This window comes from Actinoallomurus vinaceus (assembly GCF_039542055.1).
Taxonomy (GTDB): Bacteria; Actinomycetota; Actinomycetes; order Streptosporangiales; family Streptosporangiaceae; genus Actinoallomurus; species Actinoallomurus vinaceus.
Genome location: NZ_BAABHK010000003.1, coordinates 237,367 through 263,510, shown reverse-complemented (window position 1 = coordinate 263,510; position 26,144 = coordinate 237,367). Strand labels below are relative to the sequence as shown.

The window sequence follows — 26,144 nt, the reverse complement described above, 5'->3', positions numbered from 1 at the left end:
TCTGCCACCGGATGACGTCAGTCGACCTCCGCGACGGCCTGGGCGAACTGCGCCTTGTAGAGGCGGGCGTAGGCGCCGTCGGCCTTGAGGAGCTCGTCGTGGGTGCCCTGTTCCACGATGCTGCCGGATTCCATGACGAGGATGAGGTCGGCGTCGCGGATGGTGGACAGGCGGTGGGCGATGACGAAGCTTGTCCGTCCCTTGCGCAGCGAGTTCATCGCACGCTGGATCAGCACCTCGGTGCGGGTGTCGACCGAGCTGGTCGCCTCGTCCAGGATGAGGATCGTCGGCCGGGCGAGGAACGCCCGGGCGATGGTGATCAGCTGCTTCTCACCGGCGCTGACGTTGGTGCCTTCGTCGTCGATGACGGACTCGTACCCGTCGGGCAGTGTGCGGACGAACCGGTCGACGTAGGTCGCGCGTGCGGCTTCGACGACCTGTTCGTGGGTGGCGTCGGCGGCTCCGTAGGCGACGTTGTCGGCGATGGTGCCGCCGAACAGCCAGGCGTCCTGGAGCACCATTCCGGTCCTGGCGCGTAGGTCCTCGCGGGTCATGGCGGCGATGTCCACCCCGTCCAGGGTGATCCGGCCGCCGGTGACCTCGTAGAACCGCATGAGCAGGTTGACCAGGGTGGTCTTGCCCGCGCCGGTCGGGCCGACGATGGCCACCGTCTGGCCCGGTTCGACGGCCAGGGACAGGTCCTCGATCAGCGGCGTGTCCGGGTTGTAGCGGAACGACACGTGCTCGAAGACGACACGCCCGCGCACTTCCTCCGGCCGCATGGGCGTCTCCGGGTCGGGCTCCTGCTCCTCGGCGTCCAGCAGCGCGAAGACGCGTTCGGCCGAGGCGACCCCGGACTGCAGCAGGTTCGCCATGCTCGCGACCTGGGTGATGGGCTGGGTGAACTGCCGGGAGTACTGCACGAACGCCTGCACGTCGCCCAGCGACAGCGCGCCCGACGCGACCCGCAGGCCGCCGACGACCGCGACGAGGACGTAGTTGATGTTGCCGATGAACATCATCGCGGGCTGGATCAGGCCGGAGATGAACTGCGCCTTGAAACTCGACGCGTACAGCGTGTCGTTGTGCTTCCGGAAGGTCTCCACCGACTCCTTCTGGCGCCCGAACACCTTGACCAGCGAGTGGCCCGTGTACATCTCCTCGATGTGCCCGTTCAGCCGGCCCGTGGTGGCCCACTGCTTGATGAACTGAGGCTGCGCCTTCTTTCCGATCCGGGAGGCGACCACCATCGCGATCGGCACGGTCACCAGCGCGATGAGGGCCAGCAGCGGTGAGATGAGGATCATCATCGTGAGCACGCCGACGATGGTGAGCAGGGAGGTCAGCATCTGGCTGAGGGTCTGCTGCAGCGTCTGGGCGAGGTTGTCGATGTCGTTGGTGACCCGGCTGAGCACCTCACCGTGCGGCTGACGGTCGAAGTAACTCAACGGCAGCCGGGCCAGCTTGGTCTCCGCCTGCTCACGCAGCCGGAACATCGCCCGCTGCACGATCGTGGTCGTGAGCCGGCCCTGGATCAGGCCGAGGACCGCGGCCACCGCGAACAGGGCCAGCGCGGCCAGCAGCACCATCCCGACCTTGCCGAAGTCGATGCCGTGCCCGGGCACGACGTCCATCGAGCTCAGCATGTCCGCGAGCCTGCCCTGGCCGGTGCTCCGCAGATGCGCGACCACCTCGGCCTTGGAATGGCCGGCGGGCAGTTGGCGGCCGAGGACGCCGGCGAAGATCAGGTCGGTGGCGCGGCCGAGGATCTTCGGGCCGACCACCGTCGTCGCGACGCTCGCCGTGGCCAGGAGCAGCGTGCCGACGATCAGCGGCCGCTCGGGCCGCAGCATGCTCAGCAGCCGCCGGCTCGATCCGCCGAAGTCCAGGGACTTCTCCATCGACCGCCCGGCCATGAACGCCGCCGGCCCACGGGCCATGCCCGCCCCGCCGGCCGGTCCCGGCCCCCGCTGGGGCACCGCCCGTTCGCCGTTACCCGAGGGCGCGGGCCCGCTCCCGTTCTGCCCCCCGCTCCCGTTCTGTCCTCCGCTCATACGGCCTCCTTCGTCGGAGGAGTGACCAGGCGCGCTGTGCTTTCGATTCGCTCGCTACGCTCGCTCATGCTGTGTCCCCCGCTCGCCTTCGCGGCGCCCCGAGACGCCGCCTTCCATGACTTCGGTCGTCGCGCTCCCCGGCCCGGACCGTGTCGCGCCCCTGCGGCTCGCTCACGCGGCCTCCTGCTCGGTGAGCTGGGACAGCACGATCTCCCGGTAGGTGGCGTTGGTGTCCATCAGCTCGTGGTGGGTGCCGGTGCCGACGACCCGGCCCTCGTCGAGGACGATGATGCGGTCGGCGTGCCGGATGGTGGAGACCCGCTGCGCCACGATGACGACGGTCGCGTCGGCGGTCTCGGCCGCCAGTGCCGCGCGCAGGGCGGCGTCGGTCGCGTAGTCCAGGGCGGAGAACGAGTCGTCGAACAGGTAGATCTCGGGCCGGCGGACGAGCGCGCGGGCGATGGCCAGGCGCTGGCGCTGGCCGCCCGAGACGTTCGTGCCGCCTTGGTCGATCTTGGCGTCCAGGCGGCCTTCCATGCGTTCCACGAAGTCCTTGGCCTGGGCGATCTCCAGGGCGTGCCAGAGGTCCTCGTCGGTGGCGTCCGGTTCGCCGTACCGCAGGTTGGAGGCGACGGTGCCGGAGAAGAGGTACGGCTTCTGCGGGACCAGCGCGACCGCGTCCGACAGTGTCACCGGGTCCAGTTCGCGGACGTCGACGCCGTCGACGAGCACGGTGCCGCCGGTGGCGTCCATGAGCCGCGGGACGAGGTTCAGCAGCGTGGTCTTGCCGCTGCCGGTCGAGCCGATGATCGCGGTGATCTCACCGGGCCGCGCGACCAGGTCGACACCGGACAGTACGGGCTCCTCGGCGCCCGGGAACCGGAACTCGACGTCCCGCAGCTCCAGATGGCCGTGCACGTTCAGGGTTCGCACCGGGTCGGCCGGCGGGACGACGCTCGACTCGGTCTCCAGGACCTCCTGGATGCGCTCGGCGCACACCTCCGCGCGCGGCACCATCATGAACATGAAGGTCGCCATCATGACCGACATCAGGATCTGCATGAGGTAGCTCAGGAACGCCGTGAGCGCCCCGACCTTCATGGACCCGTCGCTGATCAGGTGACCGCCGAACCACAGGACGGCGACGCTGGAGACGTTGACCACCAGCATCACCAGCGGGAACATGAAGGCCATCAGCCGGCCGGTCGCCAGTGACACGTCGAGCAGTTCGGTGTTGGACGTGCCGAACCGCCGCTGCTCGGGGGCGTCCCGGACGAAGGCGCGGATGACCCGGACGCCGGTGATCTGCTCGCGCAGGATCCGGTTGATGGTGTCGATGCGTTCCTGCATCAGCCGGAACAGTGACCGCATCCGCGTGATGATCAGCCCGATCACCAGGCCGAGGATGGGGACGATGACGAGCAGCAGCGAGGACAGCGTCACGTTCTGGTTCAGCGCCAGCACGATGCCGCCGACGCCCATGATCGGAGCCGCCACCATCATGGTGAAGGTCATCAGGGCGAGCATCTGGACCTGCTGCACGTCGTTCGTGGTCCGCGTGATCAGCGACGGGGTGCCGAACCTGCCCACCTCACGGGCCGAGAAGGCCTGGACGCGGGTGAAGATGGCGGCCCGTATGTCGCGGCCGACGGCCATCGAGGTACGGGCGCCGAAGTAGACGGCGCCCACCGAGCAGACGATCTGGACGAGGGAGATGGCGAGCATGACGCCACCGGTGCTCATGATGTAGCCGGTGTCGCCCTTGACCACCCCCTTGTCGATGATGTCGGCGTTCAGGGTCGGCAGGTAGAGCGTGGCGAGCGTCTGCACGAACTGCAGCGCGACGACGAGCGCCAGCGGCCGGCGATAGGGGCGCAGATGGGCGCGCAAGAGTCGGATCAGCACTCGGGACTCTCTCCGCGAGGGGATGGTGAGGGAGGGGAACCGCCCTACGGTGCCAAATCGCCTCAGGCACGTGCAACCGGAAAAAGTATGAAACGGGATGCTTACGCTCTGGGCCGAAGGCCGGCCAGAGGACTCGTGGGCAGCGCGATCCATCCCTCGGACGTCGCCGCCTCGATCTCACCCGGTCCCGGCGCGGCGGTGAGGCCGCGGTACGCCGCTCGCGCGGTGAGTGCCGCGATCACCGCGTCCGTGGCGTCGTGGGAGCGGCGGCAGAGTGCATCGCATGCGCCCAGATCCAGCCAGGGTGCCGCTTCCCGCAGGGCGTCGACCAGCCGTCCGAGGGCCGCGAGGTCGCCCGGGCGCTTGTAGCCGCGGTGCGGCAGCCCCCACAGCTTGAGGGACGCGGCCGGGTAGACCTCGGCGACGACGCCGCTCCCGGAGCGGTCCACCGGGCTGCCCGCCCGTGCGAGGCGGGCCAGCAGCGCGGCGCAGCGCATGGCCGCGTGGCCGATCCGATCGGCGGAGACGCTCAGCGGGGTCAGGCCGGTGCGGTCGTGGACGACCCGGTCGGTCAGCCGAAGCGCGAGGTTCCGGCGCCAGTCACGTCCGCGCGTCGCCGCGGGCACATCGACGTTCCCCGACCGGTGCGCCGCGACGAACTCGACGAACGGGACCGGCCACCCGAACGGGCAGTCGATGCCGGCCTTGTCCGCCGACAGGAGCGCGTCGACGAGCATTTCGTCGTCACAGCCGCAGTGGACCTCGCGAACCGAGCAGCCGTCAGGGCCCCACTCCAGCCATGCCAGCGCGGTGTTGGCCGCCTCCGCGGCGAGATCGACTCCAAGAGCGAGCACGGGTTCACGATAAGCCGCGTTCTTCGGACCGCCGGCCGTCGTACGGGAGGCGCCACGCGCCCTTCGGACGTTGGGCTTCGGGAGGGATCTGAGGCGCCGCCGCCGGTGTGATCGACCGCGCCGCGGGGACGCTTCTGCCGTTGAGGACGATCGGTCAGGGAGGCGCCGTGAAGTTTCTGCTGCGTGAGCGGGTGTTCGGCATCGGCGAGGATTTCTGGGTCGAGGACGAGGCGGGCGAGCGCGTCTTCCTCGTCGACGGGAAGGCGTTGCGGCTGCGTCAGACCTTCGAGCTCAAGGGGCCCGGGGGGGAGGTGCTCGCCGTCATCCGCAAGAAGATGGTCAGCATCCGCGACACGATGGTCGTCGAACGCGACGGAGAGACGGCGGCCAAGGTGCACAAGAAGCTGTTCAGCCCGCTCCGGCACAAGATGCTGATCGAGCTCGCCGACGGGCGGGAGTGGACGGCGAGCGGCGACCTCATCGAGAAGAACTACGTGATCGAGGGCGATGAGGGCGTCGTCGCCCAGACGTCCCGCAAGTGGTTCCGGCTCCGCGACACGTACGGGGTCGAGGTCCACCACCCCGACGTCCCGCTGGTCCTCGCCGTCGCCGTCGCGGTCGACGAACTCGCCGCGGACGCGCGGCGCGAGGACGACTGACCGCCGGGCGTATCCCGTGACCTTCCGGATCGCCGGAGAACCGTCCGAGCCGCGTGGCGGTGGGCTCACTGGTCCTCGGGGCGGCGCAGCACCTGGCGCTGTGCGAAGGATCCGTTCCGGGCCGCCTTGGCGGCTCGGAGACGGTCGAGGTCGTCGGGCTCGACGCCGTTCGCGGCCGCGAGGGCGTAGACCACTTCGAGGATGTCGGCGAGTTCCTCCACCGCGCCCGACTCGGCGAACTCCCCGACCTCCTCGTACAGCTTGGCGTGCAGCAGCATGCGGTACTCGCCGTCGCCGGCGACCCGGACCTCGGGGACGCGGCCGGCGGCCCGGATGAGCTCGGGCACTCGGTCGCGTACGAGCTTCTCCAGCCGTCCGGGACCGGCCTTGGCGTGGTGCGTCAGGTCGCCGTCGCGGCGGTCGAGGGCCTGGACCCACTTGACCGCGACGGCGGCGGTCTGGACCAGCTCGGTGCGCAAGGCTCGCGGGTCGGTCTCGGCCAGCGCCTCGTGGAACTCCTCGGCGAGGATGTGCCGCCAGGTCAGCCGGGCACCGCGCCAGGCGTCCCGGCAGTCGCGCTTGGCGGCGTCGGCCGCGGTGGCGTGCTCAGGCCCGGTGCCGTCGGGGAAGTCCTGGACGCCCCACATCACATCCTGGGCCGCGCGTTCGGCGGCCACGTCCGCCAGGACGCGGTCGAGAGAGCGTGGCGTCCCGCTGTCCCCGTCGGACGGGTCACCGTAAGGATTGTCGGCATGGCTCATGCGGTCAGTCTGGGGCGCGGGGCGGCAGCGCGTGTCAGGTTCGGGCTGGGAGGGGGCGCCTCGCGCTGATGTTGGACATCAGGTTCCGTACGGTCGATCAGGTCTCGGTGCGGCGGGCGCGAGCGCGGCGCTTGCCTTCGTGCATCGCCTGAACGCGGGCGACCGGGATCGTGCGGCCCTCCGCGACCAGGCCGGGATCGAGGGACTGCGGGCCGGGCATCCGCTCCGCCCAGGGGTCGCCGTCGGCGAGTAGGGCCCTCGCCGTGCGCATCGTGAAGTCCGCCGGGGTCACCTCGTCCAGGTCGTCCCAGGCGACCGGGAACGAGACCGGCGCCCCGGGCCGTACGCGCGGGCTGTAGGCGGCGACGACGGTCGCCCCGCCGGCCCGGGTCGAGTCGATGAAGACCTTGCCGCCGCGGTCCTCCCGGATGAAGGCGGTGGTGGCGAGCACGGGGTCCAGGCGTTCGGCGCGGGCCGCGATCGCCCGGGTCGCCGCGGCGGCCTCCTCCACCGTCGCCTGCTCGTCGATCGGGACGAAGACGTGGACGCCCTTGGCCCCGCTGGTCTTGACGGCGCCGGTCAGGCCGGAGTCCGCCAGCACCTCGCGGACCAGCCGGGCCGCGCGGACGGCCCGGTCGAACGCCCCGGCCTCCGGGGGGTCGATGTCGAGGACGAGGTGGGTCACGTGGTCGCCGCGCAGGAGCGTGGGGTGGTACTCGACGGCGCGCTGGTTGGCGAACCACAGTAGCGTCCGGCGGTCGTCGCACAGCGCGTACGTCACCTGCCGGTGCGAGGCCTCCGCCCACATCCGCACGCTCGGGATCCACGACGGGGCGTAGCGCGGCAGGTTCTTCTGCATGAACGGCTCCTGGCCGCGCAGCGCGCGGATCACCGACAGCGGCCGGCCGCGCAGTGCCGGCAGGATCCGGTCGGCGACCGCGTCGAGGTAGTCCACCAGGTCCCGCTTCGTCGCCTCCGCGCCCTCGAACAGGGGCTGGTCCAGGTTGGTCAGCGTCACGCCGTCCCGCTGCTCGCCTTCGCCGCTCATCGCTCAACCCTCCGACGTCCGGACGAATTCGACCATGCCCGGGCCGGAGCCCGCCATGCCGCCCGGTGCCATTGTCGCGAAGGTCCGGGCGCCGCCGTCGAAACGCCCGCTCCTCGCCGGGCACGACTGATTAGATCATCGGCATGCAGATGGTGGAACGGCCCTGGGGCATCGCCACGTACGGTGCGGCGAGTGTCAAGGCGATGCCGGATCTCGTCCGGGCCAGATTCAAAGTGATCAGGGTGGAGCAGACGCCGTCGAAGGCCTTCGCGAGGGCGAGCGACGCGGTGCGGCTGGTGCGTCGGACGTTGCGGAATCACCAGGTGCCCGACGCTGCCGTCGAACGCTCACAGCTCGGCCTCAAGAGCTCCTGGAGTTATGGGAACGAGCGCAAGTTCCTCGGCTATGAGTGCCAGGCCTCCTTCGTCGTCGAGTCAGGTCGGCTGGACGACATCCAGTCCCTGCTGGTCGACCTGGTCGACGACGGGGCCAACGAGATCCAGTCCGTCGACTTCGACGTGTCCGCGAAGGGGGAACTGAGAGCCGAGGCCCGACGGAAGGCGGTCGGCGCGGCTCGCCGGAAGGCCGAGTTGTACGCCGAGGCGGCGGGAGTCCGGCTCGGTGCCGTCCTGCACATCGACGACGTCGACCCCCAGCAGGTCGGGCATGAGCGGTATCGCGGCCACGGCGGCGGTGGTGAGGCGTCGCCCCAGGACCTCGCGCCCGGGCATGTCGTCGTGTCGGCGGCCGTCATCCTCGGTTTTTCGATCAATCGGGACTGATTCGGGAAGAACCGGGGTGACCGGAGGACCGCCGGAAGGGGGAGCCTCCGCTCCCCCTTGGCCTCAGGCCGTAAGCGGTGAAATGTCAGCGGCGGTGCACGCAGCCTCGCGGCAGCCAGTAGCCGGCCATGAAGACCCTTCCTCGGCGGGTGTGCACCCAGTGCCCGCGTACGTACTTGCGGCATCGGGGACGGCTGTCGCGATTCGCGGCGACGGTCGCCTCATGTGCCGCGCCCTGCGCGGAGGCGGTGACCTTCCCCTGGCCGGTGGCCGCGTTCGCCGGTGTGGCCGCGAGGGTGATGCCACCTGCGAAGACCAGGCCCGACACGACAAGTCCCATGGGTACCTTCATCGATGTGACCTCCTCGGGATTTCGGGATCGGATGGCCGCCGGACTTCTGCGAACGCGTTTCCGGCCCGACCGGCGCGCATCACGGCGCACTGACGGTCGTTCTTCCCCGCTGGAAATCACTGCAATTCGCTAGACAGCAGACTTGACTCACTTTTCGGCTTTTCGTGGTCACTTATTTCGGTCGTCTCCGGACGGACATTACCTTCGGCGGTATCCGCCCCTGAAACGTCCGGGGAGGCGGTGGTTCGGGGATCGCCGCGCAGGCCGGGGGCCAGCAGGACGGTGACCGCGACCGAGGCGACCGCCATCGCGGCCATGGCCAGGGCCGGGGACGTGTGCTGGGCGACCGCTCCGGCGAGGGTGGCGCCGACGCCCTGCATGGTGAGCATGCCGGCCGAATGCAGCCCCAGCGCCTGCCCGTGCACGTCCTTCGGCGTGAGCGCCATCAGGCGTTCCTGGAGGAGCAGCGTGGCCGAGTACCCGATGGAGGCGAGCGTGACGGCGGCCAGGGCGACCGGCAGCGCCGGGTGCGACGCGAACACCAGGTACGGCGCCGCGAGCAGCAGGCGCAGCGGGGCGTCGAGCCGCCGCCTCCACCGCCCGGGGACGAACCGGCCGGCCACCGTGTCCCCGATCAGCATCCCGCCGGCCGCGAACGCGAACAGCAGACCCGCGTGCCGGGGCTCGTACGCGACGAACAGCGACTCACAGCCGACGATCAGCCCGTTCGGCACCCAGAGCGCGAGGTAGACGTAGCGGCGCGGCGGCGACGACCAGAGCCGCGCGTTGGTGCGCCAGGTCGCCGCGACCGACGGCCGCCCGGCGGCGCGCGGCAGGCGCCCGGTGAGGCCGAACCAGGCGACGGCCGCCGTGACGAGGTTGAGGGCGGCGCCCGTCAGCAGCGTGCCGCGCGGGGACATGGCCGTCAGCAGCGCGCCCCCGGCCGCGAACCCGAAGATCTGCATGGTGCCGACGGCCATGTTGAGCACTGAACGGCCGAGCAGGTAGCTCTCGCCGGGAAGGATCTCGCTGAGCAGCCCGTACCGTACGCCACCGCCCACGGAGCCGATCAGCCCCAGCGCCGTGATCACCGCGAACACGGCCCAGATCGGGAGCCCGGGGACGGCCAGCACGGCGGTGCCGAGGCCGAAGGCCAGGGCCAGCCCCGCCGTGGCCGCGCGCGGCGGCAGCCGGTCGGCCGCCGAGAGCAGCGTCGCCGCCCCGATCACCTGGACGAGCGAGGGGCCGAACATGCTGAGCGCGGACAGCAGCGGCGAGCGGGTGTCCGCGTAGACGAGCGTGCCCAGCGCGAGCGAGCTCAGAGTGGACGCGGCGACACTCGCCGACGCGCCGGCGAACATGGGCGTGAACTCCGGCGTGCGGAAGAGACCGCGATAGGTGAGGGGCATGATCGGGAGTGTCGGGGCGGGGCTCGCGGGCCCACTAATGTTTCGCGGGGAGGCGAAACATGGGCTGGTGGCGGATCAGCACGGACACCCTCGCCGAGAGCCGGTTCGTGGTCTCGCCCCTGGCCGAGACCAGCGCGTGCCTGCTCGCGATGGCGAAGGGGACGGCCGCGCACCCCGGCGAGCGGGCGTGGCTCGACGCCCGCCTGCCCGCCTTCCGGGCGCGGCTGGCCGACGACCCGATCACCGCGCTCCTGCTGCGGGCGACGTTTCGTCCCCGCTACATCGCCGACTTCGCGACGCCGACGCCGACCGGCGAGCCGGACCCCGGCTTCCATCAGGAGCTGGCCCGGATCCGCGAGACGCCCGCCGACCAGGTCCACGCGCACCTGGAGGTCGCGCTGGGCGGCCCGGTCCCGGGCGAACTGCGCCGCTCAGACCTCGCCGAACGCTTCGCCGGCCTGCTGGAGTGGATCTGGACGGAGATGGTCCGGCCGGACTGGGCCCGCCGCCGCCGGATCATCGAGGCCGACGTCGTGGCGCGGACCGGACAGCTGACGCACGGCGGATGGGCCGCCGCGCTGGACGCCATGCGTCCGGGAATGCGCTGGCTCGGGGAGGGGCGGCTTCAGGTCAACCCGCACGACTACCCGCCCCGCGACCTGTCCAGCGTGCGGCTGCTGTTCGTGCCGGTCACGCCCGGCGTGGGGTGGGTGTCCTGGGAGACCGGCCGGTACGCCGTGATCTACCCGTGCTCCGGCGTGCTGGCGACGCCGGACCCCGCCCCGGTGCCCGGCGCGCTCGGCGCGCTGCTTGGGCACGCGCGGGCGAGGGTCCTCATGCTCCTGGACACGCCCAAGAGCACCACGCAGCTCGTGGCCCTGACCGGCCAGGGCCTCGGCTCCGTGGGCCGTCACCTGAAGGTGCTGCTCGACGCCGGGCTGGTGCGGCGGCGCCGCGCCGGACGGTCGGTGCTGTACTACCGCACGGCGGCCGGGGACGTCCTGGTGACCGCGCAGGCCCGGTGAGACTCAGTAGGGGGTCCCTCGCGGCGGCGCGCCGCGAGGGACCCGGACCTCAGCGCAGCGGTCCGAAGAACGCGCGCAGGTCGGTGACCACCTGCTCGGGTTCCTCATGCGCCATGAAGTGCCCGCCGCGCTCCGCCCGGTGCCAGTGGCGCAGATCCGGGTAGATCCGCTCGGCGAGGCTCTTGGGGAAGGTGCGGAACGCCGGCTCGTTGCTCAGGGTGACCGCCGCGGGGACGGTGATCCTCGGGACCGGCCGGTTCCGCGGATAGTCGTAGTACTGCCGGAAGGACGAGCCGATCGTGCCGGTCGCCCAGTACAGGGTCGCGACCGTGCACAACGTGTCCTTGTCCCAGCGGCTCTCCAGGTCCCCGCCGCAGTCGGTCCAGTCGCGGTACTTGTCGACGATCCAGGCGGCGAGCCCGGCGGGGGAGTCCATCAGCGCGGCGGCGATCGTGTCCGGCCGGGTCAGCATGATCTCGCTGTAGCCTCCGTCCTTCTCGTCGTACGCGTCCAGGTCGTCGAGGAACTTCTGTTCCTCGACGGTCGGGGGCCGGTCGGCGAAGTCGGTCGTGACGACCGCCGAGGTCGTGTGGACGCCCGCGACCTCACCGGGGTACAGCGCGCCGAGCCACTGGGTGACCCCGCCCCCGATGTCGCCGCCGAATGCCCCGAACCTCTCGTAGCCGAGGGTCTCGGTCATCAGCGTGTGCCAGATCTCCGCGACGCCCCTGCGGGTGAACGGCCCGGCGGGCAGGTCGGAGAACAGGAAACCGGGCAGCGACGGGATGACGACGTCGAACGCGTCGGCGGGGTCGCCGCCGTGACTCGCCGGGTCGGCGAGCCGCCGGGCGACCCGCAGCATCTCCACGAAGCTGCTCGGCCAGCCGTGCGTGAGGATCAGCGGCAGCGGCGCGGGCGCCCCTTCGGCCCGGACGCCCCGGATGTGGATGTAGTGCACCTGCCGGCCGGCGACCTCGGCGACGAAGTGCGGGTAGGCGTTGAGCGCGGCCTCGGCGGCGCGCCAGTCGAACTCGTCCGCCCAGTAGGCGACGAGCTCGCCGAGGTAGCCGGGGTCGGTGCCGGCCGCCCAGAAGGTGGAGTCGGACGCCGTCGTGAGGCGCGTACGGGCCAGGCGCGTGCGCAGGTCGTCGAGGACGTCGTCGGGAACAGCGATCTGAAAAGGCGTTACGGTCATGATTCCTTCACTGCGGAGTGTGTACGGACGGACACTCCCCGGCGAGGATCAGACAGCCGCGGCGGCGAAGAGTGCCCGGAAAGAACTGGTCATCGTCATCGGGCTCACCTCCTCGCGTCGTCCCGCTTGCGGAGGACTGTACACGACATTCGCCCGCATCGGCACAGACGTGATCACAGACATCCGCCTGCGCCGTCCGCCGCTGGAAGCAGGCGGCCGATCACCGTCGGCGCACCACGAGGACGGCGGAGTCGACCTTCGGCGGTGGCCGGAAGGCGCGACGGGGGAGCGACCGGCCGGCCCCTACGGTCCAGCGGCCGGGCACGCGCGCGGCCGACCGGCCTTCGGCGTAGCGGCGCACGACGGCGCGCTGGAGCACCAGGTCGGCGGCGACGAGCCGGGACCGGGGTGCCAGCAGCGTGCGGAGCAGTGCGCTGGAGATGCCGTACGGCGGACTGGCCACCACGCGGAAGGGCCGGTCCGGCAGGCGCAGCGACCGGGCGTCGGCCTCGACGACCGTCAGCCGCGCCCCGGCGAAACGCTCGCGCAGGCGCCGGGCGCGGCCGGGGTGCAGCTCGACCGCGATCACCCGGGCGCCCGCGTCGAGGAGATGCGCCGTCAGCGCGCCCTCGCCGGCGCCGATGTCGAGCACCAGGTTTCCGGGGCGCACGCCGGCGTCCGCGACGACGCGCGCCGCCCATTCGTCAGTGAGCGGGTGCCAGCCCCAGGCCCGCCGCGAGTTCCCGGAGGCGGGCACGGCGGATCACGTTCATGTACATCGGCATGGACGCCACCGTAGGGAGCCGGACGGCGCGGCGAAACCGATTTTCGGCGCGCGGGGCCCGCCGCCGCGAGGAGGTCCACGACCGGCGAGCCGATCGCGGCCCGGAGCTCACCCGGCGGGTCGGCCGGGCCCTTCCCGCGGGGCGCTGGGGCCGCCCCGAGGACGTGGCCCGCCTCGTCCGGTGGCCGGTCTCCGACGAGAGCGCCTGGATCACCGGCCAGGTCATCGACTCCGAAGCGGCTGCCGCCGCTGGGTCATGTGACGCTCCGGTCACGCTCCGAGATGGTTAAGTAAACATCCCTCGATGTGATTTCTCGCAGCCCGACCGGCGGCCGGGCGGCGGACGCGTTCGTCGCGCCCTCCGTGCGCCACTGCCCCACCTGCGGTGTTACGAATTGGTCGCTTCCTCTTGACGTGGGAAACGTGGATGTTACAAGCTCTGTGATCTGCGGCACGGATTCATGCGAACAGTGCGGCAATCAGTGTTATATCTCTGTCGTCCCTCCCAGCGATGGAGGATCATGTGACCGAGGGCGGCTCGCAACGCCACTCCCAACGATCCCACGGGCTCCGGCCGTACGCACTGCGCTGCGACCACCGGACGACACCGCTGGGCATCGGAGAGTCGGCTCCGCTGCTGTCGTGGCGGCTCGCCGCGGGCGAAAAGACGCCACGCGGCAACGCGCCCGTCGCCTACCGGGTCGACGTCGCGGAGGACCCGGACGGGCCCTCTCACTGGGACACCGGACGGGTCGAGGACACCGGCGCGACCGGGGTCGGCTACGCCGGCCCGCCCCTGCGGCCGCGGACGCGCTATCACTGGCGCGTCACGGTGTGGGCGGCGAGCGGCGGTGCCGAGAGCGCCGAGTCGTGGTTCGAGACGGGGCTCGGCGAGGGTGAGTGGCGGGCGTCCTGGATCGCCCGCGACTGGACCGCCGTGGACGTCGTCGACCCGCCGGAGGAGGGCGAGCGCGCGCTCGACTCCCACGGTCTGTCGCCGTCTCCGCTCCTGCGGCGCGAGTTCACCGCGCCCATGACCCCGGTCCGGGCACGGCTGTACGTCAGCGCGCGCGGGCTGTACGAGGTCCGCGTCAACGGCGAACGGGCCGGGGACGCCGAACTGGCCCCCGGCTGGACCGACTACCGCCACCGGATCCAGTACCAGGCGTACGACGTCACCGAGCTCGTCCGAGAAGGCGCGAACGCCCTGGCGGTCACGCTCGCCGACGGCTGGTGGAGCGGGTACGTCGGGTTCGACCCGCGGCGGGCCGGTGCCCATTACGGAACGTTCCCACAGCTGATCGCGCAGCTGCACCTCGACTACCCGGACGGCTCCGCCGACGTCGTCGGCACGGACGAGACCTGGCGTGCCGCCCGTGGGCCGATCCGCTACGCGGACCTGCTCATGGGCGAGTGCCACGACGCGCGGTACACCGTCGACGGCTGGGACCGGCCGGGCTTCGACGACGGCGGGTGGGAGGCCGCCCGGGTGGCCGACACGGACACGAGCCTTCTCGTGGCCTCCGTCGACGAGCCGGTGCGGGCGCTCGGCGAGCTGCCCCCCGCCGAGATCCGGAAGGTCGGCCCGGAGACGCATCTCGTCGACTTCGGGCAGAACTTCGCGGGCCGGGTGCGGCTGACCGTACGCGGCCTGGCGCCCGGCCGCCGCGTCGTGCTCCGGCACGCGGAGGCCCTCGACGAGGACGGCTCGCTCTACGTCACCAACCTGCGCACGGCCGCGGCGACGGACGTCCTCATCGGACGCGGCGACGACACGGTGGTGTTCGAACCGCGCTTCACCTACCACGGCTTCCGGTACGCCGAGGTGACCGGGCTGCCCGAGCTGGACGCGGCCGACGTCACGGGCGTCGTCCTGCACAGCGACACGCCCTGGGCGGGCGCGTTCGACTGCTCGGACCCCGGCGTACGGCGGCTGCACCACAACATCACGTGGGGGCAGCGGTCCAACTTCGTCAGCGTGCCGACCGACTGCCCGCAGCGCGACGAGCGCCTGGGGTGGCTGGCCGACGCGCAGGTGTTCCTGCCGACGGCGTGCCTCAACGCGGACGTCGCGGCGTTCTTCGCCAAGTGGACGCGGGACGTGCTGGACGCGCAGTCGCCCGATGGCGGATTCCCGAACGTCGCGCCCCGGCTGGCGGGCGTCGCCGACGAGGGCGCCCCGGGGTGGGGGGACGCGGGCGTGCTGGTCCCGTGGCACCTGTACCGCGTGTACGGCGACGAGCGGTTCCTCGCGTGCTCCCTGGACGCGATGGGCGCGTGGGTCGACCTGATCCACCGGCACAACCCCGATCTGATCTGGCGGACCAAGGTCGGCCCGCACTTCGCCGACTGGCTGTCGCTGGGCCGGCCGACCCCCCGCGAGGTGGTCGCGACCGCGTACTTCGCGCGCAGCGCCGAGCTGACCGCCCGCGCCGCGCGCGTCCTCGGCGACGGGCGCGCGGACCGGTACGCCGCCCTGGCCGCGGACGTCCGGCGGGCCTTCATCGAGGAGTTCGTCTCCGCCGACGGGCGGATCGAGGGCGACACGCAGACGGCGTACCTGCTCGCGCTGGCCTTCGAGCTGCTGCCCGGAGAGCTCGCCGACCCCGCCGGGAAACGGCTCGCCGCCCTGGTGGAGGAGGCCGGGCCCCGCCTGTCCACGGGATTCCTCGGCGTCGGCCTCATCGCGCCGGTTCTCGACGGGCTGGACCGCCCCGACCTCGTACACGCGCTGCTGGGCCGTACGGAGCAGCCGTCCTGGCTGTACCCCCTGCGGCACGGCGCGACGACCATCTGGGAGCGTTGGGACGGCTACACCGACGAGGGTGGGTTCCAGGCCCCGGCGATGAACTCCTTCAACCACTACGCGCTCGGCTCGGTGGGGGAGTGGCTGTACCGCGGTCTGGCCGGGCTCGACCAGGCGCCGGACTCGGTGGCCTACGGCGACCTGGTGATCCGGCCCCGCCCGTTCACGCCGCCCGAGGTCTCGGGCGCGGAGCCGAGCTGGGCGGAGGCGGCCTACGAGTCGCCACGCGGCCGGATCGGCGTCCGCTGGGAGCGCGCGGACGGCCGGTTCCAGTTGGACCTGACCGTGCCGCCGGGCGCGACGGCGACGGTGCACCTGCCCGTCCCCCGTACGTGGGACGTGCGGGAGGGAGACGACCCGGTCGGCGATGCCCCCGGGGTGGAGATCGTCGGCAGCGAGCCGGCCGCGGAAGAGCGGTCGTTCGTGTGCCGCGTGAGCTCGGGGGAGTACCGATTCTTGGCGAGGAGGACGGAATGACATCGCGATTCGAGCGGATCGACCGCAGAGGGTTCCTGCGCGCGGCCGGTGGGCTGGCGGCCGTGGCGGCGCTGCCCGTCGGGCTGGCGGCCTGCGGCGGATCCTCCGGCGCCGGCGGCTCCGGCGGCGGGAAGACGCTGCGCCTGGTCGGCGTCGCGGACCAGCAGAAGGCCCTGGACGAGCTGACCAAGCTCTACACGCAGGCGAAGTTCAGCACGTCGTACGCGCCGACGGACCAGGTGGAGACGTCGCTGCGCACCCAGCTGGGCGCCGGCAACGCCCCGGACGTGCACGTCGTCTACCCGGGCAACGGCAGCGCCATGGCGATGGCGCAGATCGCACAGGCAGGGCTGCTGGCCGACCTCGGCTCCCAGTCGTGGACGCAGCTGATCCCGGCCAACTTCAAGCCGGCGTTCCAGCTGCAGGGCAAGACGTTCATCTACTCGGCCGGGTCCAGCGTCATCGGCGCGATCTACAACAAGAAGGTCTTCCAGAAGGCGGGCGTGCAGCCGCCGAAGACCTGGACCGAGCTGCTCGACGTCTGCGGGAAGCTGAAGAAGGCCGGCGTGACGCCGATCGCGCTCGGCGCGCAGACGCCCTGGATCACCCAGCTGATCACGTACGCGCTGGTCCCGTCGACGGTCTACGCGAAGAACCCGCAGTTCGACAGCCAGATGCAGGCGGGGTCGACGAGCTTCGCCCAGTCGGGCTGGCGCGACGCCTTCACGATGTACCTGGACCTGCAGAAGCGCGGGTTCTTCAACGACAACCCCAACGGCACGACGTTCGAGCAGCAGACCTCGATGGTCGCCACCGGCAAGGCCGCGATGGCCGTGCAGGTCTCGGCGGTGCTGCCGGACTTCCGCAAGGCCGCCTCGAGCCCCGACGACCTCGGGATGTTCCCGTTCCCGGGCGCGGACAACGCGGACGGCGTGTGGATCCCGGCGGGCGTCGTCGTCGGCCTCGGCGTGAGCGCGCGCAGCCGCAACGCCGACGCGGCCAAGGCGTTCATCGAGTTCCTCGGGAAACAGGAGAACATCAACCGCTGGGCCGAGGCCGTCGCCTGCATCCCGCTCCACCGCGACGCGTCCTCCAAGATCGACCCGGTGCTCGAGCCCTTCCTGCCGTTCATCGAGGGCAACAAGGCCGTGCCGTTCATGGACCAGGCCTGGCCGAACGCCGAGATCCAGCCCACCCACTTCGCCGTCGTCCAGGAGCTGCTGGGCGGCAAGACGACGATCGACAAGGGCCTGGCCAAGATGGACCAGGTCTACCGGAAGAAGTCCTGACCTGATGACCGTGACCACCCCCCGAAGGGCCCGTCCGGCGACCGCGCGTCCTCCCGCGCGCGGTCGCCGGAGGGGCTTCCTCACGCCGCCGTGGTGGTTCGTCGCCCCGGCGCTGCTCGTGTACGCGTTCGTGGTGCTCTACCCGAGCATCTCCGGCGTCCTGTACGCCTTCACGAACTGGAGCGGCATCGGCGCCAAGTCCTTCAACGGCCTGGAGAACTTCAAGACGCTCTTCCACGACGAACGGGCCGTCGGCGCGCTGAAGAACACGCTGCTGCTCACCGTCGCGATCGTCGTCGTGCAGAACGGGATCGGGCTGCTGCTCGCACTCGGCGTGCACGCCCGGATCAAGTCGCGCACCGCCCTGCGGGTGATCTTCTTCGCGCCCGCGGTGGTCAGCCCGGTGATGGTCGCCTTCCTCTGGAAGTACGTCTACAACCCCGACCCGCACGCGGGCCTGAACGGGCTGCTCGGCGCGTTCGGGCTCGGCGGGTTGAAGCAGGACTGGCTGGGCGACCCGTCGCTGGCGCTGTGGTCGGTCGCGGGGATGGTCGTGTGGCAGTACGCCGGCTACTCCATGGTCATCTTCCTGGCCGGGCTGGAGGGCGTCCCGGCCGACCTGCACGAGGCGGCGATGATCGACGGCGCCGGGCGTTTCCAGCGGTTCCGGTATGTCACCTGGCCGCTGCTGGCGCCCGCGCTGACCATCAACGTGATGCTGTCCACCATCGGCGGCCTCAAGCTGTTCGATCAGGTGTACGCCGCGACGGGCGGCGGTCCCGGCTACTCCAGCGAGACGTTGTCGACCGTGCTGTACAAGCAGGCGTTCGTCTACGGCAAGTTCGGTTACAGCACCGCGATCGCGCTCGTGCTCGCGCTGTTCGTCGCGGCCGTGTCGATGGTGCAGATCGCGTACCTGCGCGGCAGGGAGGTCCAGGCATGACGCACCTGCGGTATGGCTTCCGTACGTTCCTGCTCGAGCTGGTCATGGTCGCGGCGGGCCTCGCGTTCCTGTTCCCGGTGTACGCGCTCATCACCCTGTCGCTGAAGAGCAGCAAGCAGATCGCGAGCGCGCCGCTGTCGCCGCCGACGTCGCCGACGATGGCCAACTTCTCGCGGGCCTGGTCGGCGGCGGGCCTCGGCTCCGCGCTCGTGAACAGCACCCTCATCACGATCGCGAGCCTGATCTGCCTCATCGCGCTCGGGGCGTTCGCGGCGTACTTCCTGGCCCGCTGCGCCTCGCGCCTCGGGTACGGGCTGTACGTGCTCTTCCTGCTCGGCATCGTGCTGCCGTTCCAGCTGGGGATGATCCCGCTGTTCAAGCTGGTCGACCAGTTGGGGCTGCTCGGGACGTACCAGGGGATGATCATCTTCTACACGGGCATCCAGCTGCCGTTCACGATCTTCCTCTATACCGGGTTCATCCGGGCACTGCCCCGTGACTACGCCAACGCCGCGCTGATCGACGGCGCGACGCACCTGCAGGCGTTCACGCGCGTGGTGTTCCCGCTGCTGCGGCCGATCACCGGCACCGTGCTGATCCTCAACGCGGTGTTCATCTGGAACGACTTCTTCACCCCGCTGCTCTACCTCGGCGGCTCGGCCCGCGAGACCGTTCCGGTCCGCGTGTTCTCCTTCGTCGGCCAGTACGTCTCCGACTACGGCCTCGTGTTCGCCGGCCTGGTCCTGGCGGCGCTGCCGATCCTCGTGGTCTTCCTGCTGCTGCAGCGCTACGTCATCCGCGGGTTCGCCAGCGGGCTCAAGGGATGACGGTGCTCCCGGCCCGGCTGGCGGAGGTCCTGGACCGTCCGCCGGCCGGGTTCTCCCCGGCCGCGATCTGGTGGTGGAGCGGCGAGCCGCTCGACCGGGCCCGCCTGCGGTGGCAGCTGGAGCGGTTCGTCGCCGGCGGCGTGCGCAACCTCATCATCTTGAACCTCGCGCCGTCCGGCCCGATGTTCGGCTCCGACGCCGACGAGCCGGCGTTCTTCTCCGAGCCGTGGTGGGAACTGCTCGACGGCGTCTGCGCCGACGCCAAGGAACTCGGCGCGTCCCTGTGGTTCTACGACCAGCTCGGCTTCTCCGGCGCCGACCTTCAGGCCCGCATGGTCCAGGAGACGCCGTCGTACGCCGGGCGGTGGCTGGAGCGGCGGGACGGTGAGGTCACGGTCGTCACCCGGGGCTTCGACTACCTGTCCCCGGACGCGTGCGCCGCGCTCATCGACCGCGTGCACGGGGAGTTCGAGCGGCGCCTGCCGCACTGGCTGGGCACGGTCCTCGTCGGCTCCTTCCAGGACGAGCTGCCCGCCCTGCCGACGTGGTCTCCGGCGTTCGCGGAGGAGTTCGAGCGGCGGCGCGGCTATGACCTAACGCCTTGTCTGCGCCTGCTGTGGGCGGGAGAGGAGGGCCCGGACGGCCCACGCGTCCGCCGCGACTACCACCGCACCCGCGCCGAACTGGCCGAGGAGGCCTTCTTCCGCCCGCTCGCCGCCTGGCACGACCGCCACGGCCTGCTGCACGGCTGCGACCAGCAGGATCCGGCCCGCGCCGGGCACCCGGTCGACGGCGTCCGGCTGTACGCCGACTACGCGCGCACCCACCGATGGTTCGGCGCCCCCGGATCGGACCACCACGGCGACGCGCGCATCCACTCCTCCCTGGCGCACCTGTACGGGCGGCCGCGCACGTGGATCGAGGCGTTCCACTCCAGCGGCTGGGGCGGCACGCTGGAGGAGACGTTCGACTGGCTGCTGCCGTGGCTGCGGTCCGGCGCGACCCTCTACAACCCGCACGCGGTCTACTACACGACCAAGGGCGGCTGGTGGGAGTGGGCGCCGCCGTCGACGGACTGGCGCCAGCCGTACTGGCGGCACCACGGCGTCTTCGCCGACGCCGTCACCCGGCTGTGCGCCGCGCTGTCCCTGGGCCGCCACGTCTGCGACGTCGCGGTGCTGCTGCCGACCGCGACCGCCCAGGCGGGCACCCGGCTGGACGGCGTCGACGAGGACGCCGAACGCGCCCAGCGGATCTACCGCGAGCTCGTCGGCGACATGGCCTGGTTCCGTACGGTCCCCGGCGTGCTCGACCGGCTGGGCCTGGACGCCGACGTCATCGACGACGACTCGGTCGCGCGGGCCACGGTGGCGGGAGGACGGCTGCGAGTCGCCGGCGAGGCGTACGCCACGGTCATCCTGCCCGGCTGCACCGTGCTCGAGGAGGCCACCGAACGGCGCCTGACGGAGTTCGCCGCCGCAGGCGGCCGGGTGATCGCCGTCGGCACCGACCCCGGCGGGTCGTCTCGCCGGGGCGCCGCCGGCGCGGGAGCGTCCGGACCGGGGCTCGGCGCCGACCCCGGTGGTCCGCCTCGCGGACGAGTCGCCGGAGCTCGTGCGCCCGGACAAGAGGACGGCGTGGTCCCCGGTGCCGGTCGGGACGAACCGCATGAGTTCGCCGGCTCGCCGGACGCGCTGACCGGCCCGCCGCGCGTGGACGTGCCGGGACAAGGCATCGGCGCTGTCCCCGGTGCCGGCGGGCCCGGCGGACCGTACGAGTTCGTCGGCTCGCCGGAGGAGCTGAGCATCGCGCTGACGGGCTCGCCGCGCGTCGAGGCACCGGTGCCCGCCCTCGTCCGCGAGGTCGACGGGGCGACGTTGGTGTTCCTCACCGCCGCCTTCCCGCGCGCCAGTGACGTGTCCGTGGGCCGTCCGGACGAACGCGGGATCGAGCTGGGCTGGCTCGACGCAGTCTGCGACTTCGACCCCGGCCGGTACGCGGCCGAGATGTGCGTGCGCGTCCGCGGTACGGCGGGCCGACCGCTGCTCGTGAGCCCGTTCGGCGGCCCACCACGGCCGCTTCCGTACGCGCGGGAGGGCGACGTCACCGAGGTCGTCGTCCCGTTCGACGACGGCCCGGCCGCGCTTCTCGTCTTCCCCGGCACCGCCGACGGTCTTCTCGGCCCGGGGGAGCCGGACGCCGACAGACCTCCCGGCACCACGGGCTCGGACGTGCGCGCCTTCGCCGCTCCCGGAGGGCCGGATGTTGACGGTCTTCTCAGCGAGGACCCGGACGCCGACGGGCCTTCCGGCGAGGGCCCGGACATCGGCGGCCTTTCTGCCGCGGGTCCGGCCGGCGGCGGCTCCTCCGGTTCCGGAGAGCCGGGCGCTGGCGGTCTTCTCGGTATCCAGGGCCCGGACGGGGGTGGCTCCGCCGATGCCGAGAAGCGGGACGCCGGTGGCCATCCCGGCGGTGCGCCCGGAGATACCTGGATCGAGCCGGGGCCGACGTGGGAGATGGAACTCGTTCCCACGCTCGACGACACCTGGGGCGACTTCGCCCGTCCCGCCGGACCGCGGCCGCCGGTGGAACGGTGGGGGCTCCGGCACCGGGTCGAAGGCGACGGTGACGACGGCCTGCGCGACGGCTGGGCGGCCCCCGGTCACGACGACACCGCCTGGGAAGCCGCGTACGCGACGTTCGGACCCCACGCGCTCGCCGCCGGCCCTCCCCGGCCCGACGGGCTTCCCGGGCCCTGGCCCGAGGACGGCGCGGGCTGGAGTCCGGTTACGTACTCCACGTCGCGGGGCATCCACAAGGATCCGATCCACCGCGCGACGCTCGGTCCCAAGGGGCATGTGCCGGAGGAGTTCATGGACCTCGGCGACGTGCCGGCGGGCCAGGCCGTGCACGTCCGTACGGAGCTCACGGTCCCGGAGACGGTCGCGGCGACGCTCGCCGTCGGAGCGGCCGCCGCCAAGACCGCCTGGCTCGACGGCACGCGCGTACCCCTGGACGACGGCGGCCACCTCGCGATGGCGCCGGTCCGGCTGGACGCGGGCACGCACGTCCTCGACCTGCGCCTGACGCCCGACGAGGACGTACGGCTGCGAGCGCATGTCGCATTCGTCCGGGACGCCGACCGGTACCGGCGGCCCGAATGGATCGCCGCCGCAGGGCCCGCCCAACCCGGGGCCCGTGTCACCCTCACCACGACGATCCACCTGGACGCCGTCCCCGAGCGGCCCGTCCTCCAGGTCGCCGCCGTCGAACCCTGCCGGGTGCTCGTCAACGGGGCCGAGGCCGGGCGGCAGGGCGGGTTCGACCCCTACGCCGAGCACGAGGCCCCGCGCGTACGGCGGTACGACATCGCCGAGGCGCTGCGCGCCGGTGCGAACGATCTCACCCTCGAACTCACCGAGCGCGATGCCCCCGCAGCCGTGCTCGCCGACGGGGACGTCGCCGTGACGGCGGCATCAGGCTGGCGGGCGACCAGGGACGGCGCATCCGTTCCGGTGACCGCGTGCCGTCGCCCGTTCGGCGATCCGGCGGCGCTGCACCTGCGACGCCGGCCGCATCCGCTGCCCGGAGCGGCCTGGCTCGAGGACGCCCCCGCCGACGGCTGCGTCCTTCCGGTCGTGCTCGCCGTCCCGCGTGCCGGCGCCGAGCGGGTCGAATGGTTCCGCTTCGCCGTCCCGCCTGGCGCCACCCGCATGGACCTCCTGGTCCACGGAGAGCCGCAGATTTTCATCGACGGCGCCTGTGTGCTCGTCGCCTGCGAGAGTCCGGCGGAGGACGGGGAAGGGGAAGAGGAGCGGCCGGAGCGGATCTCCGTGGAGCTGCCGCCCGGAGGAGGCGTACGCACTGGAGTGGTTCGGGTCCGGACGCGGCCGGGGTACGAGGGCGGTGCCGCGTTCGCCGCGCCGATCCGGTTCGAGGTGGGCACCGGGCGGATCGAGCAGGGCGACTGGGAGAGCGTCGGCCTGGCGGAGTACAGCGGGGGAGTCCACTACCGCACACGCGTCGAGCTGACCGTCGCCGGCCGTACGGTCCTCGACCTGGGACGGGTGCGCGGGACCGCCGAGGCGTTCGTGAACGGCCGGAGCGTGGGCGTTCGGGTCTGCTCCCCGTACCGCTTCGACCTGACCGACGCGGTACGGGAGGGCGACAACGACCTCGAGATCCTCGTCTTCGGCACTCTGGCGCCCTACCTCGACGCGGTCAGCCCGACGCACTTCGTCTTCCCCGGCCAGCGGACGTCGGGCCTGTTCGGCCCGGTCCGCATCCGGCGCGTCCCCGGCGGCTGAACGCGATCGCCCGCTCGTGGTCATGGCCCGTCGTCGGCGGCGCCATGAGAGGCTCCCGCGCATGGAGTATGGAACGCGCCTTGAGCACGCCATCACGGAGCTGGAGAGTTGCGGCGACATCGAGGTGGAGCGGCGGCCGCCGGACCCGGACCTGACCCCGGAGCGGCTGGAGCTGGTCGCGGAAGCCGATGAATACCATGCGGACTGGGCGACCACGGACGGGCGCGTGTCCGGTGAGTTCTGCGTGCGGAACATCCACGGCTGCCTGGTGAACGGCGACCTGCCGCTGACGGACGAGGGCCTCGAGCCCGGCGAGCGGCGCGTGCTCCGCGAGCTGAAGATCTTCGACGAAGCCCCTTTCGGCGGTGCGGGCAGCGTTACCGGCCTGCGTGTCCTGCCGGAGGGAGGCGTGCCCGAGATCTGGCATTACGTGTCGACCCGGACCATGCTCCACCGGCTGCACCTCGACTACGGCACGTACCTGGACACCCTGCTGATCACGAAGGGCGCGACGGGCTGGCAGTATCTCTTCGCCGACGTCGACCTGACCGAGCCGAAGCACGCTGATACGGCCGGGAACCTGACCGCGATGCTCGACATCTTCCCGGGACTGTTCCCCGGCCACGACTACGAGCCGTTGCGTACGCGGCTGCGGGAGCGTCTCTGATCCGTGCGGCCAGGGTGACGCGCTCGCATCACCTCGCGGCGCCGGTCAGCGGGCGACGCGGCAGCCGGTGTGGTGGGACGCGGCCTCGGCGGCGGCCGTGTCCGAGGCCCCGGCGCGGATGGCGTCGAGCAGCCGGGAATGGTCCATGTACTCCGCGGGGGACAGTTCGGCCCCGAAGTGCTCGCGGAGCGAGTCCCGGATCACCTGTCCGAGGTCGGCGTACAGCTCGGACAGGACCTCGTTGTGCGAGGCGGCGACCACCGCCAGGTGGAAGGCCGCGTCCGCGTCGACGAAAACGTCCCGGTCGCCGGATTCCCAGGCCTCCTCCCGCCACTTCAGGAGCGCGTCGAGCCGCCGCAGGTCGTCGTCCGTCCGCTGCTCGGCCGCGAGCCTCGCCGCCGCGGCCTCCAGGGCGCCCCGCACCTCGGCCACGTCGCGCTGCTCGGCGGCGGCGAAGCGGCGCTGCATCACCCCGGCCAGCTCGCTGGTCGCCACGACATAGGTGCCCGAACCCTGGCGGATGTCCAGCATCCCGTTGTGCGCGAGCGCCCGTACGGCCTCGCGCACGGTGTTGCGGGCGACGCCGAGCTGATCGACCAGCTCGGGTTCGGTCGGGATGCGCGACCCGACCGGCCAGGCGCCCGAGGTGATCTGCTGCCGCAGCCGGGCGATCACCTGGTCGGACAGAACCGCCCGGCGGGGGACTGGACCGAGATTCATCCCATCATTCTACGATTAGCGTTATGTCGAACAATGAGGCGGTTCGTCCGCACTGTGCCGAACCGCCGGCGGACCGGACCCGGCCCGCTCTCGGGAGGCGTCACCTGGCGGCGGCCGCCCTGGTCCTGGCCGCGCTCAACCTGCGTCCCGCCGTGACGAGCGTCGGCCCGGTGCTCGAAGAGATGCGTGCCGCGCTCGGGATGAGCGCCACCGTCGCCGGGCTGCTCACCTCGCTCCCGGCGCTCTGCTTCGCGCTGGTCGGGTTCGCCGCTCCCCGCCTCGCCCGCCGCCACGGAGCCGACGGCGTCATCGCCATCGGCGCCCTCGTGATGACGGTCGGCCTGGCCACACGCGCCTTCGCTCCGGATGCGCCCGCGTTCGTCGCGCTGAGCGCCGTCGCCCTCGCCGGGATCGCGCTCACCAACGTGCTGCTGCCGGTGGTCGTCAAGCAGCGGTTCCCCGACCGGGTCGGCGCGATGACCGGGCTGTACTCCATGGCCCTCAACGTCGGCGCCTCGACCGCCGCCGCGGTGACCGTTCCGCTGGCCCGGGGGTTCGGCGGCGACTGGCGGGCGGGGCTGGGCGCCTGGGCGGTCCTCGCCGCCGTGGCCGTGCCCGCCTGGTTCCTCCTCGCCCGCCGCCGCGCCGCCGTCGCGCCGGGTGTGGACGTCCCCGTGCCCGCAACAGGCGGCTCCGCGCCGGACGCGGGCGTGCGCGTCGGCAGGAACGCCACCGCCTGGGCGCTCGCGGTGTTCTTCGGCCTGCAGGCCGGCGCCGCGTACGTCATCATCGGCTGGCTGCCGCAGATGTTCCGCGACGCCGGGCTGTCGGCGGAGACCGCCGGTCTGCTGTTCGCCGTTACCTCGCTGCTCGGCGTGCCCCTGTCCTTCGCGCTGTCCGCCGTCGCGGGCCGCCTGCGGAACCAGAGCGGCCTGGCGGCCGTCCTCGCGGTGTGCGGTCTTGCCGGATACGCCGGGCTGTGGGCCGCGCCGGCCACCGGGGCATGGTTGTGGGCCGTGCTCCTCGGCCTCTCCAACTGCGCCTTCCCGCTGGTCCTGACGATGATCGGGATGCGCGGCCGGGACGGCGCGACGGTGACGCGGCTGTCCGCCTTCGCGCAGAGCACCGGCTACCTGCTGTCGATGCCCGTGCCGATCCTCGTCGGGACGCTCTACCAGCACAGCGGCGGCTGGCGCGCTCCGCTGACGCTGATGGCGGCGCTCATGCTGCTGCAACTGGTGGCCGGCCTCGTCGCGGGCCGCGACCGCCGCATCGGCTGA

20 protein-coding genes are annotated in these 26,144 nt (G+C 72.0%); 10 read left to right on the top strand and 10 right to left on the bottom strand.

Annotated features, from left to right (window positions below; all coding sequences use genetic code 11):
- Positions 1-17 precede the first annotated feature (17 nt).
- The 3 genes from ABEA24_RS12285 to ABEA24_RS12275 form a co-directional block, all read right to left on the bottom strand.
- Complete coding sequence (locus ABEA24_RS12285) at positions 18-2,054, bottom strand: ABC transporter ATP-binding protein (protein ID WP_345430871.1); 2,037 nt, start codon at positions 2,052-2,054, stop codon at positions 18-20.
- Positions 2,055-2,225: 171 nt separating this feature from the next.
- Positions 2,226-3,959: an ABC transporter ATP-binding protein gene (locus ABEA24_RS12280; protein WP_345430870.1), complete on the bottom strand. Its 1,734-nt coding sequence runs from the start codon at positions 3,957-3,959 to the stop codon at positions 2,226-2,228.
- A 101-nt stretch (positions 3,960-4,060) separates the two neighbouring features.
- Positions 4,061-4,813: a DUF429 domain-containing protein gene (locus ABEA24_RS12275; RefSeq protein WP_345430869.1), complete on the bottom strand. Its 753-nt coding sequence runs from the start codon at positions 4,811-4,813 to the stop codon at positions 4,061-4,063.
- A gap of 167 nt (positions 4,814-4,980) precedes the next feature.
- On the opposite strand from ABEA24_RS12275, the gene ABEA24_RS12270 reads away from it, so the two are divergent.
- The gene (locus ABEA24_RS12270) at positions 4,981-5,472 is read left to right on the top strand and encodes an LURP-one-related/scramblase family protein (protein ID WP_345430868.1); all 492 of its coding nucleotides are present in this window, start codon (positions 4,981-4,983) and stop codon (positions 5,470-5,472) included.
- 65 nt (positions 5,473-5,537) lie between these two features.
- Here the strand turns inward: ABEA24_RS12270 and ABEA24_RS12265 are convergent, their stop codons facing one another.
- Both ABEA24_RS12265 and ABEA24_RS12260 read right to left on the bottom strand, forming a co-directional pair.
- Entirely contained in the window at positions 5,538-6,233 is a 696-nt protein-coding gene (locus tag ABEA24_RS12265; RefSeq protein WP_345430867.1) for a nucleoside triphosphate pyrophosphohydrolase, read from the bottom strand.
- A 97-nt stretch (positions 6,234-6,330) separates the two neighbouring features.
- Entirely contained in the window at positions 6,331-7,281 is a 951-nt protein-coding gene (locus ABEA24_RS12260) for a DNA polymerase domain-containing protein (protein ID WP_345430866.1), read from the bottom strand.
- A 143-nt stretch (positions 7,282-7,424) separates the two neighbouring features.
- Between ABEA24_RS12260 and ABEA24_RS12255 the strand changes: the two genes are divergently transcribed.
- Positions 7,425-8,063: an SIMPL domain-containing protein gene (locus tag ABEA24_RS12255; protein WP_345430865.1), complete on the top strand. Its 639-nt coding sequence runs from the start codon at positions 7,425-7,427 to the stop codon at positions 8,061-8,063.
- A gap of 85 nt (positions 8,064-8,148) precedes the next feature.
- Here the strand turns inward: ABEA24_RS12255 and ABEA24_RS12250 are convergent, their stop codons facing one another.
- The gene (locus tag ABEA24_RS12250) at positions 8,149-8,415 is read right to left on the bottom strand and encodes a hypothetical protein (protein WP_345430864.1); all 267 of its coding nucleotides are present in this window, start codon (positions 8,413-8,415) and stop codon (positions 8,149-8,151) included.
- Positions 8,416-8,531: 116 nt separating this feature from the next.
- Entirely contained in the window at positions 8,532-9,824 is a 1,293-nt protein-coding gene (locus ABEA24_RS12245) for an MFS transporter (RefSeq protein ID WP_345430863.1), read from the bottom strand.
- Between the two features lie 59 nt (positions 9,825-9,883).
- Here ABEA24_RS12245 and ABEA24_RS12240 point away from each other — a divergent pair, with 59 nt between their 5' ends.
- Complete coding sequence (locus ABEA24_RS12240) at positions 9,884-10,849, top strand: ArsR family transcriptional regulator (protein WP_345430862.1); 966 nt, start codon at positions 9,884-9,886, stop codon at positions 10,847-10,849.
- Between the two features lie 49 nt (positions 10,850-10,898).
- Here ABEA24_RS12240 and ABEA24_RS12235 read toward each other — a convergent pair whose 3' ends face one another.
- The gene (locus tag ABEA24_RS12235) at positions 10,899-12,044 is read right to left on the bottom strand and encodes an epoxide hydrolase family protein (protein WP_345430861.1); all 1,146 of its coding nucleotides are present in this window, start codon (positions 12,042-12,044) and stop codon (positions 10,899-10,901) included.
- A 220-nt stretch (positions 12,045-12,264) separates the two neighbouring features.
- Positions 12,265-12,801: an rRNA adenine N-6-methyltransferase family protein gene (locus tag ABEA24_RS12230; RefSeq protein ID WP_345430860.1), complete on the bottom strand. Its 537-nt coding sequence runs from the start codon at positions 12,799-12,801 to the stop codon at positions 12,265-12,267.
- 538 nt (positions 12,802-13,339) lie between these two features.
- On the opposite strand from ABEA24_RS12230, the gene ABEA24_RS12225 reads away from it, so the two are divergent.
- The 6 genes from ABEA24_RS12225 to ABEA24_RS12200 all read left to right on the top strand — a co-directional run bounded on the left by ABEA24_RS12225 (position 13,340) and on the right by ABEA24_RS12200 (position 24,144).
- Entirely contained in the window at positions 13,340-16,111 is a 2,772-nt protein-coding gene (locus ABEA24_RS12225) for an alpha-L-rhamnosidase (RefSeq protein ID WP_345430859.1), read from the top strand.
- Positions 16,108-17,400: an ABC transporter substrate-binding protein gene (locus ABEA24_RS12220; protein ID WP_345430858.1), complete on the top strand. Its 1,293-nt coding sequence runs from the start codon at positions 16,108-16,110 to the stop codon at positions 17,398-17,400. The genes ABEA24_RS12225 and ABEA24_RS12220 overlap by 4 nt, the downstream gene beginning before the upstream one ends.
- A gap of 4 nt (positions 17,401-17,404) precedes the next feature.
- Entirely contained in the window at positions 17,405-18,343 is a 939-nt protein-coding gene (locus tag ABEA24_RS12215; protein ID WP_345430857.1) for a carbohydrate ABC transporter permease, read from the top strand.
- Positions 18,340-19,170, top strand: a complete 831-nt coding sequence (locus ABEA24_RS12210; protein WP_345430856.1) for a carbohydrate ABC transporter permease — start codon at positions 18,340-18,342, stop codon at positions 19,168-19,170. Before ABEA24_RS12215 ends, ABEA24_RS12210 begins: the two co-directional genes overlap by 4 nt.
- Positions 19,167-23,477 carry a glycosyl hydrolase gene (locus ABEA24_RS12205; protein WP_345430855.1) on the top strand — a complete coding sequence of 1,437 codons (4,311 nt, stop codon included), beginning with the start codon at positions 19,167-19,169 and terminating at the stop codon, positions 23,475-23,477. The genes ABEA24_RS12210 and ABEA24_RS12205 overlap by 4 nt, the downstream gene beginning before the upstream one ends.
- A gap of 61 nt (positions 23,478-23,538) precedes the next feature.
- Positions 23,539-24,144, top strand: a complete 606-nt coding sequence (locus ABEA24_RS12200; protein WP_345430854.1) for a hypothetical protein — start codon at positions 23,539-23,541, stop codon at positions 24,142-24,144.
- Between the two features lie 45 nt (positions 24,145-24,189).
- On the opposite strand, the gene ABEA24_RS12195 is transcribed toward ABEA24_RS12200, so the two are convergent.
- On the bottom strand, positions 24,190-24,864 hold the full coding sequence (locus tag ABEA24_RS12195) for a FadR/GntR family transcriptional regulator (RefSeq protein WP_345430853.1): 675 nt from the start codon (positions 24,862-24,864) through the stop codon (positions 24,190-24,192).
- 23 nt (positions 24,865-24,887) lie between these two features.
- Here ABEA24_RS12195 and ABEA24_RS12190 point away from each other — a divergent pair, with 23 nt between their 5' ends.
- Entirely contained in the window at positions 24,888-26,144 is a 1,257-nt protein-coding gene (locus ABEA24_RS12190) for a CynX/NimT family MFS transporter (RefSeq protein ID WP_345430852.1), read from the top strand.